The organism is Streptomyces stelliscabiei (assembly GCF_014873495.1).
In the GTDB taxonomy this organism is placed as follows: Bacteria; Actinomycetota; Actinomycetes; order Streptomycetales; family Streptomycetaceae; genus Streptomyces; species Streptomyces bottropensis.
In genome coordinates this window covers 8,729,575-8,746,665 of record NZ_JADBGF010000001.1, presented here as the reverse complement: position 1 = coordinate 8,746,665, position 17,091 = coordinate 8,729,575, and the positions used below count along the sequence as shown (strand labels likewise).

Sequence of the window (17,091 nt, the reverse complement as noted above, 5' to 3'; positions counted from 1 at the left end):
GCGGTCCGCTCAACCGGCCGGGAGCTCCACGAGCGACAGCACCTTGAGGAAACGCTCCAGCGCGGCCAGTTGACGCTCCGGCGTCCAGATCTCCGGGTGCTCGACCACGGACAGGGCTATACCGGACACCCAGACCCGCACCATGTCGACCGTGTCCTCCAGCTCGTCGGCCGGGACCAACTCCTCGACGGCCCGCACCAGAACCGCTCGCATCGCCGGCTCCATCCGCGCCAGGTGCCGCCGGATGACCGGCTCCGCACCCTGATGCGTCAGCAACGCCACCCGCGCGCGCTCATCTCTCAGCGCCTCCTCGGTGTCCGGCAGGAACCACTGCAGGGCGACCCGCAGCCGGTCCCGGGGCTCGGCAATCTGCCCCATTTCCTCAAGGACGACGTCCACATCAGCCAACGCGTACTGCAGGACGGCATCCAGCAGGGCCTCACGGTTGGCGAAGTAGTGCGTGATCAGCGTGATGGACCCGCCCATCCGCTGCGCGATCTTCCGAAGCGTCAGCTCGGCCAGCCCTCCCTCACTCAAAGCCTGCAGGGAGGCCGCGACGATGTCGCGAACACGCTCCTCCGGATCCACATACCGCGGCACTGAGACCTCCCCGCCCGCGCACCCGGCCCTCGCCCGGCACGACTCACAGACATCGAAATATAGCAAGCGAAACATATCCCGGAGGTGCGTCATGAGCACCGTCGTCGAGACCATGACCTCGGAGCCGCCGTCCGTGCATGCCCGCGAACACAGGGCACCATGCGTGACGGAGTCGACCCGCACCGTGGCCTCGTCGCCCCAGATGGATGAAGCGCCATAGGCTCAGCCGCCCTGGGGACTCCTGCCTCAGATCCCGTACGACCCAGTGGAGTGCCTCGGCCGCCCGTTCCGGTGCATGGACGCCGTTCTTGGCTCCGGCCATCCGGGCGTAGATCTGGTCGACTGCCTAGCCCGTGGGGTCGTCAGAGGCATGCCACAGGTGCTGACGCGGCGGTAGTCGGCGTAGTGGAAGGCCGCGGCAAGCGTGATGACCTCGTCGGGCAGTGTCAGCCCACCTGTGTGGGTCTCGCACGCGGCGAGCCGGACCTCATTGGTCCCGGGTGCCAGGCCCTCCCCACGGAGGGTCGGGGGTGGCCGCTATCGCCCGGCTGGGGAAGAGCAACGAACTCAGACTGGCTGCCGCTTCCGCGCCTGGGGGCGTCGGCGTTCGCAACGGTCAGGAATCACCGCTGTTTGCGGCTGCTGACAGCGTTCTTACCGGCACCCCAAGCCGGCGTGGGCCTGTGCGACGGCCCCGGGGTACCCATCCTTTCCCCCTCGAAGAACTTCCTTTCCCAGCGTTTGGGGCTGGCACGGATCACCGCGCGGGGGCCGGCGTCGCCTCAGCGGATTCTCGCCAAGGCCTTGTCCGGGTGGGCTGCGTGGACGTACCTGACGGCGGTGTGGGGGTGGATGCCGAAGACGCGGACGAGGTGAACAGGATCGGCGGTGTGTCTGGCTTCGTCGAGGACGCGGTCGCTCCACAGTTGCTTCGGCAGCATGCCGGTCTGGTCGAAGGCGGCCCTCAGTGCGCAGTAGCTCATGGGTGGCTGGGCGGGGTGGTGGGCGCAGTGGCTCGTGATGAGCAGGTGCGGGTTGTCCGAGGTGGGCCAGTTCTTGCGGCGCTCGGTGAGCCAGGCGGCGAGAAGGTGCAGAGTCAGCACGTCCAGGTGGACGACGTGCTGGTGGCCCTTGCCGCGCCGGATGCGCAGGGTGCGGCGGTGCAGATCGAGGTCGGCGAGTCTGAGCCGCGTGACTTCGAGAGGCCGCACTCCGTGGACCGCGACCAGGCCGACGGTGAGCCTGGCACGGGGGCCCTCGAGGCGGTCCAGGAGGCCGCGGAGCCGGTCGCTGGGCAGCGGGGTGGGGACGGGCACCGCGGTGGTCAGCGAGATTCCCAACGTCGGGTTGTGGAAGAGAACTTTCTCCTGCTTCAACGCGGCGAAGACGCTGCGCAGGACGTGGTGCAGCGCGCGGGCTTGGCTGACCTGACGCTGGTTGAGTTCGGTGCGGATGTGCTCGGCGGTGATCTGCCGCAGGTCCAGGCCGACGCTGGCCCATGCCTTGAGCACGGGCAGGGCGGTGCTGAGGTTGCGCCGGATACGGGCGTAGTCGGCAGCCCGGTGACAGCGTCGCCCCTGGCCGCGCATGACCCTCACCCATACATGGACCTGGGCGGCGAGCGGGCCGGGCAGCACGGTGAGCTTGGCGGCGATCGCGGCTTCGTGTCGCCGGTTGCGGCGTTCGCGGGCCAAGCTCGCTGACACGCTGGCCCCCCCGGCGTGGATCTCGCGTAGCGCATCTTCGTCCTGCTGGGCGGGGCCGGCGGGGCGAAGAAGACCCTGGCGTCGCAGGTACCCCAGAGCGCGCGCCGTTGCTGTCGGGGAGAACGTGGCGGACAGACCAAGGACATCCTCCACGCTGAACGGTGCCTCGGCGCCCAACCAGGCCTAGAGAATTCGCAGGACCCCGCACCTGCCGATGCGGGGCGCCGCGGGTCGGGAACCGGCGTCAGCGGCGCGAAGCCGGCCGGCAGTTGTGCCGCACGCTCGGTGAGGGCCGGAAGCTCGGTCGTACTCAGCCCGCGCAGCGCGGTCCACTCCCGCTCCATGGCGAACAGGGGCGGCTGCCCGGGATCGAGGAGCTGGCCGGACACCGGCGGGGACGTGCGGCTGGCACGGCGGCGGGAGACCTCCCGTGTTGCGGGACCGGACTGCTTGTGGGGCGTGAAGCCGAGGACTTCGGCCCGGGTGGCGAGCTGGTGGGCGAGCACGCCGGCGAAGGTCGTGAGTGGAGCCGTTCTCGCTGACTACGGTGAGCACGGACGTACCTTCCCGGCCGGTACTGCGAACGCCGGTCTTGCTCGGTGACCTATCGATCAATCACCCGGGAAGGTACGTCCTCCCCGGGCGATCCACAGGTTCTGAGCATTGCTCCTTCTCGTGCCATAGACCGCTATGGCCGGACCGGGGCCGTCGAGGTGGATGTGGGACTCGCTGGCGCTCACCCTCCGATCTGCCTGATGTCCGGCCGACGCGTGGCCTCAGCAGTCGTTCTGGGCCGTGCGTCCGGCGAAGCGGTCGCCGAACCAGTTGACGACGTCGCCGATCGCCTGGTTGTCGGTGAGCAGATGGTCGCCGGGGTAGGTTCGCCAAGCGGTGGTGATGCCGGCGCTGCAGTAGGCGGCGCGGGTCGCGTCCTCGGTGGAGGTGGGGATGACCTCGTCGAGCAGACCGCGGTACTGCAGCACCGGGAAGGGGATGCGGTAGCGGGCGGTGGTGGACGCGGGGCCCACGTCCACGCCGAGTTTCTGGGCATCCAGGACCTGGCCCCAGGTACGGCCGTCGGTACCGCGCTGCTGGTAGAGCTGGTCGAGGCTGAGCCCGTCCTTGGTGTAGTCGGCCAGCTTCTTGCCTGCGAGCGTGGCCGTGGTACCGGCCAGGCACAGGGACTTGGCGGATGTGACGGCCTTACGGCCGTCGTCGTTGAGCAGGGAGTCGAAGGGGAGCGCCTGGTAGGCCGCGTGGATCCCGATGGCTGCGTCGGCGAGGAAGCCGGAGAAGGCGCCGCCTTCCAGGGAGGCGGCGACGGTCTTGAGGTCGCCGGGGACACCGCCCGATGCGTCGCCGACGACATGCAGATCGGGGGCGTAAGCGGTGGCGAGCTGGGCGGCCCACAGGCTTGCCGCGCCGCCTTCGGAGTAGCCCCACAGTCCCACGCTGGTCTGCGGAGAGAGGCCGCTCGCTGGTAGCGCGGTGGCGGCCCGGGCGATGTCGAGCAGGGCGTGCCCGGCGTCGGTCCCGGAGACGTAGGGGTGTGTCTGTCCGTCGAGGTATCCGGCGCCGTCGGTGGCGGCGACCGCGTAGCCCGCCTTGAGCAGGGCGGCGATGTTGTCGCCTTCGTACTCGTCCTGGTAGGCCCCGGCGAGCTGCTTGGAGAACGCGCACTGGGGGCCCAGGCCCAGGGTGCCCGGGTTGAACGCGACGATCGGGCGGGTGCCTGGTCCGGTCCAGGGGGCCGCCGGAACGGCGACGGTGCCCGAGACGGCGATGGGCCGACCCTGGTTGTCGGTTGAGCTGTAGCGCACCTTCCACGCGGTCATGGAGATGTTGCCGGGCACCTGGGTGAGGGAGACTGGACGGCAGCTGAGGACGGTACCCGGAGTGGCGGCCACACTCGTGGGAGCGGCGTAGATGTCGGAGTCGGCCGCGTTGCAGGTGGGTGCGGCAGCCGCGTGCCCGGTGACGCCGTAGGCCGGGGACACCACGGTTCCGACGAGTGCCGCGGCCGTCGTGAGGGCGCTGAGCAGGAGTGATCTCTTCATCGCCAAGGGGCCTCTTTTCACGGAGAGAGCGATGTGGCCGGGGCTATTGACGCTAGGACCGCCACGACTTGACTGATAGTCAGGAGATGCGTGCCTTCTCCGTCTGCGCTGTGTCCTCGTGAAAAATCCGTGCCGTGCTCTTGCACGCACAGGGGTTGTTGTGGCCGCTGTCGTCGTCGGTGGTGGGCGGTAACCACAGCCCGGAGCGACGGGTCGTCCAGCTGACAGACAGCGCACCAGCCCGGGGACCGCGCCGCAGAGATCAGCGCCAGCCCTCCCCCACTCGCTTACTGTCGTGTTCACACGGCGGCGCCCTAATCTGCCCACCCCGACCGGTCCACGTGTTCTGCTCATCTCCTCAGCGACGCGGGAGCCATGCCCGGTCACGAGCGCCCACGATGTCCCGGTCTGTCAATGCGTCGTCGTTCGACCGGGGCGCTTTGGTGGCCGGTTCCATGTCCATGTGTGCCGAAGCGCGATAGTTGCCACCATCGGCGGCCACTGACGTGCGGCCCTGGTGCGATGAATCTGGATAGTCGTCAGCAGGTCAGCACGCTGCTTGTCACCAACAACGCGCAAAGCACCGTAGGTGTCACCGGCTCAGGTGGCCCGTCGGCCAGCTGAGCTGCACGGCGCTGTGAGAGGGAGGAATGAGAGTGCATAGGAGTCTTGGCATCACCTGAACGTGTGGCGGTGCGGCATCCCGGCCGGCCGGCGGCCATGGGCATGTTGGGCTGGGCACCGTGAGCGAGCGCAAGCCCCACAAGACCGACGTGAGCGACGATCAGTGGGCGCTGATCGAGCCTGTGATCGCCGCGTGGAAGGCCGCGCATCCGTCGGTCAGCGGCCATCAGGGCCGGTACGAGATGCGGCAGATCGTCAACGCGCTGCTCTACAGGGCCGGACCGGACCGGTTGCGGGGCGTTCGCAATCACCGATAGAAGTCAAGCGCGGTCGAGCGGCGGTTCTGCCACTCGGCCATACCCTCCCTCACCTTGTCGGTGATGGTGGAGACGGTCTGCTTGGACACCTCGGCGCCGTACACCTCGGCGAGATGAGCTGATATCTCCACGTGGGTAAGGCCCTTCGCGGACAAGGAGAGCACCATCTCATCGACGCCGATCAGACGCCGCTGCCGCTTCTCGACGCTCTGCGGCTCGAAACTGCCGGCGGTATCACGCGGCACCTTCACCTCGACCGGCCCGACGTCGGTCAGCACGGTCTTGGCACGGGTGCCGTTGCGGCTGTTGCCGTTGTTCTTCCCTGCCGGATCGTGCTTCTCATAACCGAGGTGATCGGTGATCTCGCCTTCCAGGGCGGCTTCCAGGACCCGTTTGGTCACCTGCAGCCCCTCCGACCGGCCCCGCTCCACCAGCCTCGCGACCAGCTGCTCGTCGGACACGGACGCAGGCTGCCCCCGTTATCTTCTTCGCGGTCCTGCAAGAGGGCCGCTGGCCTCCGGGCCCGGCATGGCTGTTCCCCCCTGTCGAACAGATGACCTGGGGGGTGGTGCCACCGGGCCCGAGAGGCGCCGTTGGAGACGCTGATGAGTGCCTCTGTGTGTCAAGCGGCCGTAGGGAGGGCCTTGCGGCGGTCGCGTTTGAGGGTGCGATAGACCACGTTCGAGAGGCGCCGTTTGAGGGCCCTCCGTGCCTCCGCCGGTGTCTTGCCCTCGGCGATCTTGCGCAGGTAGTACTCCTGTCCACGGCCGCCGTCGCGGATCTGGCAGACAGCCACCATGTGCAGCACCGAGTTGAGGGCTCGGTTTCCTCCGGTGTTGAGTCGGTGGCGGGTGTTCTTTCCGCTGGAGGCGTCCAGTGGGGCAGTACCGGTATAGCTGGCGAAATGGTGCTCGGTAGGGAAGCGCGCGACGTCGCCCACGTGCCCGAGCAGCTTGGCGGCGATCACGGTGCCCAGTCCGGGCAGTGCGGTCAGCGCGGGGCGGGCGGCCGCCAGGGCGTCACGCATCTGGGCCTCGTTGTTACGGACCTGGCGGTCGACGCGTCGAAGATCCGCGAGAAGATCCCGGGCGAGATCGCGTCGGCAGGAGTCGGTGGCTGTGGCGGGACGGATGCCCTTCATGAGGGCTGCGGCCTTCTCGGCGGACAGGCGGGTGGGAGCCCCGCCCGGCAGCAGGTCTCGCAGGACGGCGTGGAGTCGGTTGATGATCCGAGTGCGTTCGTTGACGAGGTCGTCGTGGCGCTCGGTCAGCAGCCGCAGGATCGTCGACTGGTCCTCCGGTTCGACCGTGCGCAAGTCCTGCCGGAAGAGTGCGACCTGAGCGACATGAAGGGCGTCGGCGGCGTCGGTCTTGCGGTCCCCGCCGGTGGCCAGCAGCCGGGCCCGGGCGGAGAGGGTGGACGGAACGTCCACCACCTTCTCCCCGGCAGCGGCCAGCTGCTGGGCAAGGCTGCGGCCCAGGCCGCGGGCGCCTTCGACGGCGAAGCGCCGCTCGGGCCACGTCTCGCACCAGCGCATGAGCTGACGGACGGTCCCGGCGTTGACAACGAAGCGCCGCTGGGCCAGTTGATGCCCGGCGGCATCGACGGCAACGGCGGTGTGAGAGGACTTGTGGGGATCGATACCGATGGTGATCACGGGCACCCTGACCAGGTCGCAACGGGATGGGACGGGTGCGGTGGGCACTCTGACTTGAAGTCTCAGCGTCCATTGGTCACGCCTCTGTCGAGCCACACCGCGCGGGTGCCGGCCAGCGGCGGCAAACTCATCATGAGCCAGCCCGAATTGGGGCGGCATGAGGTCACGCGAGCCCATGCTGACCGGCACCCTGGACGCTACGGCTGCAGACCGTGCGTCTGGGTCCGATTCAACAAGTCAGAGGTCCGACTACCGCCCGGCCGAGCGCAATGCCCGGCCGTACACGGGCGACAGGTCTGCATAACGTGGATGCGCGCACGACGCCAACGCCCAGGCCAGCACCGCACGCCCCGTTCGGGAGGACGGCTTGAACGAGTACGACGAGACAGGCGTCTTCCTGGGCCTGGGTGTCGGGAAGAGCGCTCACCACGGCCACGGACTCACCCCGGCTGGCAAGAAGGTCTTCGACAAGCAGCTGCCCAACACCGAACCGAAGCTGAGGCAGGTCTTCGACAAGCTCCGCGAGAAGTTCGGCACCGTCCTGGTCGTCGTGGACCAGCCGGCCTCCATCGGCGCTCTGCCGCTGACGGTGGCCCGCGACACGGGCTGCCAGGTCGCCTACCTGCCGGGCCTGTCGATGCGGCGGATCGCTGACCTCTACCCGGGCGAGGCGAAGACCGACGCCCGCGACGCGGCCGTCATCGCGGACGCCGCCCGCACCATGCCGCACACCCTGCGCTCGCTTCAGCTGACCGACGAGATCACCGCCGAGCTCACCGTCCTCGTCGGCTTCGACCAGGACCTGGCGGCCGAGGCCACCCGCACCAGCAACCGCATCCGGGGCCTGCTCACCCAGTTCCACCCCTCCCTGGAACGGGTCCTGGGCCCACGTCTGGATCACCAGGCGGTCACCTGGCTGCTGGAACGCTACGGATCCCCGGCCGCGCTGCGAAAGGCCGGACGCCGCAGGCTGGTCGAGGTAATCCGGCCCAAAGCCCCGCGCATGGCAAAGCGGCTGATCGACGACGTCTTCGAGGCGCTCGACGAGCAGACCGTCGTGGTCCCGGGCACCGGCACCCTGGATGTCGTGATCCCGTCGCTGACCCGCTCGCTCGGCGCCGTTCGCGAACAAAGACGGGCGGCAGAAGCCCAGATCACAGCCCTGCTGGAGGACCACCCTCTTTCCAAGGTCCTGACGTCGCTGCCCGGCGTCGGCGTCAGGACCGCCGCCGCACTGCTGGTCACCGTCGGCGACGGCACCAGCTTCCCCACCGCCGCCCACCTCGCCTCCTACGCCGGCCTCGCCCCGACCACAAAGTCGTCCGGGACCTCGATCCATGGCGAACACGCACCCAGAGGCGGCAACCGGCAGCTCAAACGCGCGATGTTCCTCTCCGCGTTCGCCGCCCTGCACGATCCCGCCTCCCGCACCTACTACGACCGATGCCGGGCCCGCGGAAAGACCCACACCCAGGCACTCCTCCGCCTCGCCCGGCAACGCATCAACGTGCTGTTCGCGATGCTCCGCGACGGCACCTTCTACGAACCCCGAACCCCCCGCCTCGCTTGACGAAAGACATAGAGGCACCCCCCCACGGGGCACTCTCGACAGGCTCCACGGTCTCCAACTCCACGGCGATGCCGGTCACTTGACGTCTCTCCATGATCGTCGGATCCGCCGTCAGATTTACACTCCCCGATGTTCCTCCTCGACCCGGCCGGCAACGCCCTGGAGTTCAAGGCTTTCGCCGACGACTCACAGGTCTTCGCTGCTTCCTGACAAGGATCGACGGGGTGGCCGGCCAACGCGTGTGTGCGGGTGGCCGATAGAGCCCCCGCACACACGACCTCTTCTTCTTGAGCTGCTACGGCTGCGGCTGCAGCGTGGAGTTCTCCTGTGCCGTTGGCGCGGGCTTTCGCGCGGCCCGGCGGGCACGGCGTTGTGTGCGGCGCTCGCGGCGGGTCTCGACCATTGTGTAGAGGGTCGGGATGAGCACCAGGGTGAGCAGGGTGGAGCTGAAGAGGCCACCGATGACCACCACGGCTAGCGGCGTGGAGATGAAGCCGCCCGAGTCGGTGATGCCGAGGGCCATCGGCAGGAGCGCAAAGATGGTCGCCAACGCGGTCATCAAGATCGGGCGGAGCCGGCGTCGTCCGCCCTCGCGCACGGCCTCCTGGACGCTCATGCCCTGGGCTCGGTACTGATTGACGAGGTCCATCAGCACGATGGCGTTGGTGACCACGATCCCGATGAGCATCAGCATGCCGATCAGCGCCGCCACGCCCAGCGGAGTGTTGGTGATGCGCAGCAGGGCGAACGCACCCGTGAAGGCGAATGGGATGGAGGCCAGCAGCACCAGGGTCTGGCGGATGCTGCGGAAGACTCCGACCAACAGAAGGAAGACGATCGCGATCGCGGCCAGGATGGCCAAGCCGAGCTGGCTGAAGGCACTGCCCTGACTGGCTGTCACGCCCCCCATCTCGTAGGTCACGCCGGACGGCAGGTCGAGCTTGTCGATCGCCTGCTGCACCTTCGCACTGGCAGTGCCTGTGCTGTCTCCGGCCGGGGTGGCGGTGACAGCGGCGTCACCGGAACCATCGACGCGCTGGCGCTTGGTGGGTGCCTGGGTCTGCGTGACCGTGGCGACCTTGTCGAGCCGGACCTCCCCGTGAGATGTCGAGATCTTCAGCGCCTCAAGGCCGCTGACACTGTTCGGTGCGGTGGAGGTGGTCTTGACGAGCACGTCGCGTGCCGAGCCGTCGACGGTGATCTGCGTGACGGTGCTGCCTTGCACAGCCTCGCTCACGGCTGAGGCAATGCTCGTGTCGGTCAGTCCGTACGAGGCAGCTTCCTCACCCTTGGCCCGGATGCTGATCTGTGGTGACTGCGTGGAGAGATCGCTGCTGACGTCGGTGACCTCTTTGAGGCCCTTGAGCGCGTTCTCGATCTTGTCGGTGGCGGTCTTGAGGTTCGCGTCGTCGTCGGACTTCACATCGACCTGGATGGAGTTGTTGGACCCGAAGCCGCTGTTGGATCCGACCGTCAGGTCGCCGGCGCCCTTGAGGGCGTGGAACCTGTCCCGCAGTGTGTCCTCGACTGCCGACGAATCAGCCCCGTCCTTGACGGCGATGCTGTACGAGGCGCTGTTGGCGCTGCTGCCGCCGCCCATGACGGCGAAGCCGCCCGAGGAGCCGATGGTGACCTGGTAGGAGTCAACCCCGTCGACAGCGGAGATGACCTTCTCAACCTTCTTGGCTGCGGCGTCGGTAGCCTGCAAGCTGCTGCCTTCGGGCAGGGTCTGGGTAACGCTCACGGAGTTCGAGCCGGAGTCGCCGAGGAAGCTCGTCTTGAGGCCTGCAGTCAGGCTGAACGTGAAGACGAGCAGGGCGGCCGCGATGCCCAGGACGGATTTGCGGTGGCCAATGGCCCAGTCGATGACGGGGACGTACGCCCGTTGCAGGGTGCCGCTTCGTTCCTCCTCCTCAACCTTCCTGCGGAACTCCTCGGGGTCGGCGGCCTCGGCTTCCTTCGGTGGCTTGAGGAACCAGTAGGCGAGCGCGGGCACGATAGTGAGCGAGACAAGCAGGGATGCCAGCATCGCCGCCACGACGGTGATCGAGAACGGTCCGAACAACTCCCCGACCAGGCCGCTGACCAGGGCTATGGGCACGAACACCGCCACCGTGGTGAGAGTGGAGAGAGTGACCGCGGTGGATACCTCGCGCACCGCCGTCAGGATGGCGGTGCGCTTGTCCTCGCCGTAGCCGAGGTGGCGTTTGATGTTCTCCAGGACCACGATCGAGTCGTCGACGACCCGCCCGACCGCCAGGGTCAGGCCTCCGAGGGTGAGGACGTTGAGCGAGTAGTCCTTCGTCCACAGCGCGATCAGCGCGATGAGCAGGGACAACGGGATCGAGACGGCCGTGACCAGGGTGGAGCGGACGGAGCGCAGGAAGACGACGATCACGACGACCGCCATCAGCAGACCGAGCAGGCCCTCCTCGAACAGGCCGACGACGGCCTGCCGAACCTGCGGGCCGTTGTCGGAGACCACGGTTATCCGCGAATGGTGGCCGAGGTCCTTCTCCAGGCCGGACAGCTTCCCGCGGACGTCCTGGGAGATGGACGACGAACTGCCGTCCTGGTCCATCGTGATTGCTACGCCGAGGCTCTCCTTGCCGTTGGTCCTGGTGAGCGTGGTGGCGTCGGAGTCCTTGAGCTCGACCGTCGCTACATCCTTGAGCTGCACCGGGCTGGAGGAACCGGAACCCGTGGAACCCGTGGTCGAGGACGTGCCTGCCGCGGCGCCGCCGGGACCACTCGCCCCCGAGGCGCTGCCGGCGCCGGTCTCCGCGCTCAGCCACAGGTCCTTGACCTGCTGTACGGAGGTCAGGGCACCGCCGATCTGGATGCTGAGCGACTTCTTGTCGGAGTTCACGGATCCGCCGGGCGAGGTGGAGCCGTTCGACGTCAGCGCGCTCTTGATCGACTGGACGGTCAGGCCGGCGTCCTGAAGTTTGCCGGAGTCCGGGGTGATGACGACATTCCGGTCGCGTTCACCGGTGACCGTGGCTTGGTTGACCCCGTCGACGGCCTTCAGCTCCGGGACAACCTTGTCCTCGAGCACCTTCGCCAGGTCCTGCTGATCCTCGTCGGAGGTGACGGCCAGCGTCATGGTCGGTTGGTCGTCGCTGCTGCCCTTCTGGACCTCGGGGTCGATGTTGTCGGGCAGGCTCGCGGAGCTCTTCGAGAGCGCCTGCTGGACGTCGTTCGCCTTGGTGTCGACATCAGCGTCGTAGTCGAACTGCAGCTGGACGGAGGCCGAGCCCTGCCTCGACGTGGAGGTCACCGTTTCGACCCCGTCGACGCTTTTGACGGCGTCCTCGATCGGCTTGACGACCTGGTCCTCCACCACCTGCGGCGAGGCTCCCGCATAGGTGGCGGTCACGGTGACCGCGGGGAAGGAGATGTTAGGGATCAGCTGCTGTTTGAGGGACGAGGCGGCGTACGCCCCGAAGGCAACGACGATGATCGTGATCAATGCGGCCAACTTGCGGTTGGCCAGACTGATCCGAGACAGCCAGGACATCGAGACAGGTCTCATTTCTGGGAATGGACGGAGTCGTGCGAGTCGCCTCATGGCCGAATTCGCCTGGCCTCCGGCGACCTGCCCCAGCCTCTCTCGCGTCCGGTCGCCCGGTCGTCAGCCACCCGCGGTGCTTTGCGCCTACCGCGGGCGCGTTATGCATACAGCCGCCTACCGCGTTCGGGGGCCGGACGCGGTATCAGAGCATGTCGCCCGGCTGCACCAATCCGCTCTCGTAGGCGATCGTCACAAGCTGCGCCCGCTCACTGACACCGATCTTGGTCATGGCCCGGTTGACATGCGTCTTGACGGTGTGTCGGCTCAACTGCAGTCGCTCGGAGATGTCGTCATTGGTCAGGCCGCTCGCCACCAGGACCAACATCTCGCGCTCTCGTGGCGTGAGTTCCGCCAAGCGCTCAGTCTCCTTCGCCCAGTTGCGCGGGGCGTGAGCCTGGAAACGGCCCATGAGGGCGGCCGTTGCCGCTGCTGACAGCATGGGCTCGCCGGCCGCGACGGTCTCGATCGCCGCCAGCAGGTCCTCCGGGTCGGCGCCCTTGCCGATGAAACCCCTCGCTCCCGCCCGGACCGCCTCCGCAACGTACTCGTCGATCTCGAACGTGGTCAGGACCAGCACCTTCACTTCGCCGAGGGCGGGATCAGCTGTGATGGTCCGAGTGGCTTCGATGCCGTCGGTTCCGGGCATCCGGATGTCCATGAGGACCACGTCCGCGCCCTGAGCCCGTACGAGCTCGACCGCCTCGGCACCGTCCGCTGCCTCGCCGGCCACCTCCATGCCCGGAGTGTTGTCGACAAGCCGTCTGAGCATGCCGCGCAGCAGCGCCTGATCGTCCGCCAGCAGGACCCGGATCGTCATCGGGCGCCCTCGTTCCTCACTCGTTCACGTTCCGTGCTCTGCGCGCTGCTCAACGGCAACCATGCCTCCACGACGAATCCGCCGCCGGGGCGTGGGCCGATCACCGTGCTTCCCCCCACTGCGGCGGCTCGCTCGCGCATGCTGATCAGGCCGCGACCCGTGCTGTCGCCTTCGCTCTGGGGCCGTAGAGGGTCACCGTCGTTCTCCACGGTGACGTGCAGCACGTCGTGGCTGTAGCGCAGCCGTACCCCGGCAGCGTCCACGCCCGCGTGCTTGCGCACGTTGGTCAGCGCTTCCTGCACGATCCGATAGGCCGCCACATCCACCGCAGACGGTGTCGCCCGTTCCGGTCCGTCACGGTCCACGTCCACGCGCAGGCCGGCTCGGTCGAAAGAGATCACGAGATCCTCCAGCCGAACGAGTCCTGGGCTCGGTTCGCGTGGCGCCACCGCGTCCCCGGGTTGGCTCAGGAGTCCCACGATGGAACGCAGCTCGCCGAGCGCGCCCTTCGAACCGTCCCTGATGGCCTCAAGGAGCTCGGCCATCTGAACCGGATCGTTCCTTCCGACATGGACGCCGATCCCAGCCTGGGCGTTGATCAGCGTGAGTTCGTGCGCGACGACGTCGTGAAGTTCCCTGGCGATCCGCATTCGTTCACCGGCCACGCGGCGGGCGGCCTCCTCCTCGCGCGTCCGTTCGGCTCGTTCTGCCCTTTCCTCAAGGGCCCGGACGTAGGCGCGGCGGTTACGGACCGAGTCGCCGACGACTGTGGCCAGCCCCATCCACGCGACGGCTCCCACGCGCTGTGGCCCCAGCAACGGGCCTGGCTGGAAGAACGCGGCCGCCAGGGCCATGGCGGTCACCGTGAGGGCAGCAGCGGTCCATGCCTGACGCCGACCGGAGTGCAGCGCGACCGTGTACAGGGCGACCATGAGCGGCGGCAGCGCGGGAAAGAACGGGCCCCCACAGGCCTGGTAGGCCACGGACAACCCGGAGACCGTCACAAGCACGCCGAGCGCACTGCGACCTCGGGCCGGCAACGCGATGCTCGCCAGACAGGCGAATGCAATGTCCAGCAGGCTGGGCCACTGGGGAAAGCGGTTGGGATCGCCGCACGCGGTCACCAAAGATGCCATGGCCACGTAGCCGACGAGGCGCGCCTCTCCTGGTCGGTTTCGGACCGCCGCGCGGCCAAGTTGGCCGATCGTTCGCATATGAACAGCGTAGGCAGCGCCACGACGGCGGCTCGTCACCCAGCTGCGGCATCCGTCTCTACTGCGGTGGCGGTATGCCTGGCAGCCCGGGCGAGTCATGAGCTTCACATCTTGCGTAGTCCGCAAAGTTTGCAGAATATGCAAGAATTGCGGCATGGCATCCCCAGGTGAAGGTCTGCGCGACCGACGGCGCCGCGAGACACGGCGTGAAATCCACACAGCCGCCTTGCGGCTTGCCCGGAAACACGGCTTCGGCAAGGTCACGGTCGACATGATCAGCGCGGAGGCCGGGGTCTCACCCCGCACCTTCTTCAACTACTTCCCTAACAAGGAGGAGGCCCTGCTGCTGGGGCCGAAGGAGGTGCCCCCGGCCCTGGCCGCGGAGTTTGTCGCGGCCGGCGTCGCATCTCCCCGGACCGTGCTCGCGGATGTGACCCAACTGCTCGTGCGGGAGATGACCGACAACCCGCCCGAGCGGGCGCTGATGCACGACGTGTTCGCGCTGGCGGACAGCCATCCCCCCGTACTGGCCGCGATGTTGGCACGTATCGACGGCTTTCAGCGGTCCATCGCCGACGTGGTCGCCCAACGGATGGGGCAGCGGCCGGACGACGAGGTGCCGAGCCTGATCGCCGCCGTCGCGCTGACCGCGGTGCGCAGCGGTCTGGAGCGCTGGGCGCGTGCAGTACCGGGAAGCGCCACGGACGACTCTCCGATTCCGTACGTGGAACGCGCCTTGGATCTCCTGCACGCCCTGTCGGCCGACTGAGCCCGTCCTTGTGCGACGTTCCCCCATCGAATTGAGGAACCCTTCATGAGTGGACCGACCCCGGCGGAGAAGGAGGAGCAGGGCTCCTCCGGGATTCCGCAACACTTCGGCCTGATATTTGCGGGCCTGATGACCGCGATGCTGCTCGCCACGCTTGACCAGACCATCGTCAGCACCGCGCTGCCGACCATCGTCGGTGAACTGCACGGCGTGAACCACATGGCCTGGGTGACCACCGCGTACATCCTCGCCGCCACCATCGCCATGCCCGTATACGGCCGCCTCGGCGATCTGATGGGCCGCAAGACACTCTTCCTCGGCGCCATCGCTGTCTTCATCGTCGGCTCCGCAACCGCGGGAATGGCGCAGAACATGACCGTTCTGATCATCGGCCGTGCCGTGCAGGGTCTCGGTGGCGGAGGCCTGATGATCACGTCGCAGGCCATCATCGCCGACCTGGTGCCGCCGCGCCAACGCGCCAAGTACATGGCTCCGATGGGCGCCGTCTTCGGGCTGGCCTCGGTCGTCGGGCCGTTGCTCGGCGGCTGGTTCACCGATGGCATCGGCTGGCGCTGGGCCTTCTGGATCAACCTGCCGCTCGGCGCGCTCGCCCTCACAGTCGCAGCGTTCGCGCTGCGCCTACCCCGCCGTAGCACCAGGGTCGCGATCGACTACGTCGGTATCGCGCTGATGGCCGCCGCCGTCACCTGCACCGTACTCGTCGCCGACTGGGGCGGCACTGACTACGCCTGGACCGACCCGCTCGTCCTCGGCCTCGCCGTCGGCGCCGTCGTGGCCTGGGCCCTGTTTTTGTTCTCCCAGAGCCGCGTGGCTGAACCGATCATCCCGCTGCGGCTGTTCAGTAACCGGATCTTCAGCATCGCCACCCTGCTCGGCATGGTCGTCATCGGTGTCGGGATGTTCGCAGCCGTCGGCTACATGCCGACCTACCTGCAGATGGTGTACGGCAAGACCGCGACCGAGTCCGGACTGCTGCTTATCCCCATGGTCGTCGGCATCATGGCCACTGCCCTCCCGTCGGGCCAGCTGATCAGCAGGACTGGACGCTACAAGATCTACCCGATCCTCGGCACCGCGGTCGTCGGCGTCACCGTACTGCTCATGTCCACGCTCGACACCAGCACCTCGATCGTTGTCGTCTGTGGCTACCTGTTCCTGTTGGGCGCGGGTGTTGGCCTGATCGTGCAGAACCTCGTCTTGGCTGTGCAGAACGCCTTCCCGCCGAGTGACGTCGGCACAGCCACCTCCGCCAACAACTTCTTCCGCGAGATCGGAGCCACCCTGGGCACCGCCGCAGTCGGCGCCGTGTTCACCCACCGCCTGACTGACCAGCTCGCCGATCGACTCTCCACTGCGGACGCCAAGGTGGTGGGATCCACCGACTCATTGACGCCGACTCTCGTCCACGCTCTGCCGGACAAGGTGCAGAACGCCGTGATCCTTGCCTATCAGCAGGCATTGACCCCGGTGTTCCGATACATGGCGCCGTTGTTCGCCCTGGGCCTCGTACTCGCTTTTCTCCTCCCGGAGAAGAAGCTGGGCGGCAGCAATGGGCCCAAAATGGATCAGGCGATTCCGGGCGGCGGTGACTGCGAGCCCGAGGCTGGAGCAGCGGCCATGACACGGAAATGAAGCTGCAGAGCGGAGTGACCGCCCGGCGCACCGTTGAAGAGGCGTCGCTGAGTTCGACCAGGGCCCGTTGGCCGGAGCTTCCTGTAGCGGTCGCCATCCAGTGGGACGACGGCGCGATCACCGTGAAATACCTGTGGTCTGGATGGGCCCAAGAAGAAGGGCCCTGGTCGCTCCCGTCCATTCGCCGGCACTTACTGAGCGTTTGGTCCTGTCTCGGCCGAGTTGGTGCTGTTTCCAGAGCCCTGCAACGCAGGGGCTACTGTGCTTGCTGCGGCAGTCGACGCGCCCGCGACCCCTGGGGATCGTTTCAACGCGCTCTCCTGCTGATCTTCCTGCTGCCGCGCTACCCGCGCGTCGATCAGGCCGCGGCCAAGGACGAGAGCTCTGCACCAGCCCCGGCGGCAGGAGCCCAGCCGACGGCGGACCGCCCCGGAGCCGCCCGCCGCCGGCGCCTGACAACCCTCGGCGCAGCCATGACGCGGCGTGGCCGACGGTCTGTCGGAACGTCGGACGCCCGCACCGGCGCGAGCACC

At 67.8% G+C, this 17,091-nt stretch carries 10 protein-coding genes and 2 pseudogenes; 4 read left to right on the top strand and 8 right to left on the bottom strand.

What is annotated here, in order from left to right:
• Window positions 1-9 precede the first annotated feature (9 nt).
• The 3 genes from H4687_RS38450 to H4687_RS38440 all read right to left on the bottom strand — a co-directional run bounded on the left by H4687_RS38450 (window position 10) and on the right by H4687_RS38440 (window position 4,363).
• Window positions 10-600, bottom strand: coding sequence for a TetR/AcrR family transcriptional regulator (locus H4687_RS38450; protein WP_159026085.1), 591 nt, complete (start codon window positions 598-600; stop codon window positions 10-12).
• Window positions 601-1,382: 782 nt separating this feature from the next.
• A complete protein-coding gene (locus H4687_RS38445) occupies window positions 1,383-2,306 on the bottom strand; it encodes a tyrosine-type recombinase/integrase (protein ID WP_148274186.1) in 924 nt (307 codons plus the stop codon).
• A gap of 776 nt (window positions 2,307-3,082) precedes the next feature.
• Window positions 3,083-4,363 (bottom strand): lipase family protein, encoded by a 1,281-nt coding sequence (locus H4687_RS38440; protein ID WP_046913752.1) that lies wholly within the window; start codon window positions 4,361-4,363, stop codon window positions 3,083-3,085.
• A 743-nt stretch (window positions 4,364-5,106) separates the two neighbouring features.
• Here H4687_RS38440 and H4687_RS38435 point away from each other — a divergent pair.
• Window positions 5,107-5,262: pseudogene (locus H4687_RS38435) on the top strand (transposase); the annotation flags it as partial.
• A gap of 62 nt (window positions 5,263-5,324) precedes the next feature.
• Here H4687_RS38435 and H4687_RS38430 read toward each other — a convergent pair.
• Both H4687_RS38430 and H4687_RS38425 read right to left on the bottom strand, forming a co-directional pair.
• A pseudogene (locus tag H4687_RS38430) lies at window positions 5,325-5,765 on the bottom strand (transposase); the annotation flags it as partial.
• A 161-nt stretch (window positions 5,766-5,926) separates the two neighbouring features.
• Window positions 5,927-6,961 carry an IS110 family RNA-guided transposase gene (locus tag H4687_RS38425; protein WP_046913751.1) on the bottom strand — a complete coding sequence of 345 codons (1,035 nt, stop codon included), beginning with the start codon at window positions 6,959-6,961 and terminating at the stop codon, window positions 5,927-5,929.
• Window positions 6,962-7,328: 367 nt separating this feature from the next.
• Between H4687_RS38425 and H4687_RS38420 the strand changes: the two genes are divergently transcribed.
• Window positions 7,329-8,531, top strand: a complete 1,203-nt coding sequence (locus H4687_RS38420) for an IS110 family RNA-guided transposase (RefSeq protein ID WP_012999310.1) — start codon at window positions 7,329-7,331, stop codon at window positions 8,529-8,531.
• A 295-nt stretch (window positions 8,532-8,826) separates the two neighbouring features.
• On the opposite strand, the gene H4687_RS38415 is transcribed toward H4687_RS38420, so the two are convergent.
• The 3 genes from H4687_RS38415 to H4687_RS38405 all read right to left on the bottom strand — a co-directional run bounded on the left by H4687_RS38415 (window position 8,827) and on the right by H4687_RS38405 (window position 14,136).
• The gene (locus H4687_RS38415; RefSeq protein ID WP_012999311.1) at window positions 8,827-12,051 is read right to left on the bottom strand and encodes an efflux RND transporter permease subunit; all 3,225 of its coding nucleotides are present in this window, start codon (window positions 12,049-12,051) and stop codon (window positions 8,827-8,829) included.
• A gap of 196 nt (window positions 12,052-12,247) precedes the next feature.
• Window positions 12,248-12,922: a response regulator transcription factor gene (locus H4687_RS38410; protein WP_012999312.1), complete on the bottom strand. Its 675-nt coding sequence runs from the start codon at window positions 12,920-12,922 to the stop codon at window positions 12,248-12,250.
• Window positions 12,919-14,136: a sensor histidine kinase gene (locus H4687_RS38405; RefSeq protein ID WP_158512224.1), complete on the bottom strand. Its 1,218-nt coding sequence runs from the start codon at window positions 14,134-14,136 to the stop codon at window positions 12,919-12,921. The genes H4687_RS38410 and H4687_RS38405 overlap by 4 nt, the downstream gene beginning before the upstream one ends.
• Before the next feature lie 226 nt (window positions 14,137-14,362).
• Between H4687_RS38405 and H4687_RS38400 the strand changes: the two genes are divergently transcribed.
• The gene (locus H4687_RS38400; RefSeq protein ID WP_012999314.1) at window positions 14,363-14,905 is read left to right on the top strand and encodes an acyl-CoA-like ligand-binding transcription factor; all 543 of its coding nucleotides are present in this window, start codon (window positions 14,363-14,365) and stop codon (window positions 14,903-14,905) included.
• A gap of 45 nt (window positions 14,906-14,950) precedes the next feature.
• On the top strand, window positions 14,951-16,558 hold the full coding sequence (locus H4687_RS38395; protein WP_012999315.1) for an MDR family MFS transporter: 1,608 nt from the start codon (window positions 14,951-14,953) through the stop codon (window positions 16,556-16,558).
• The last annotated feature ends 533 nt before the right edge of the window (window positions 16,559-17,091 follow it).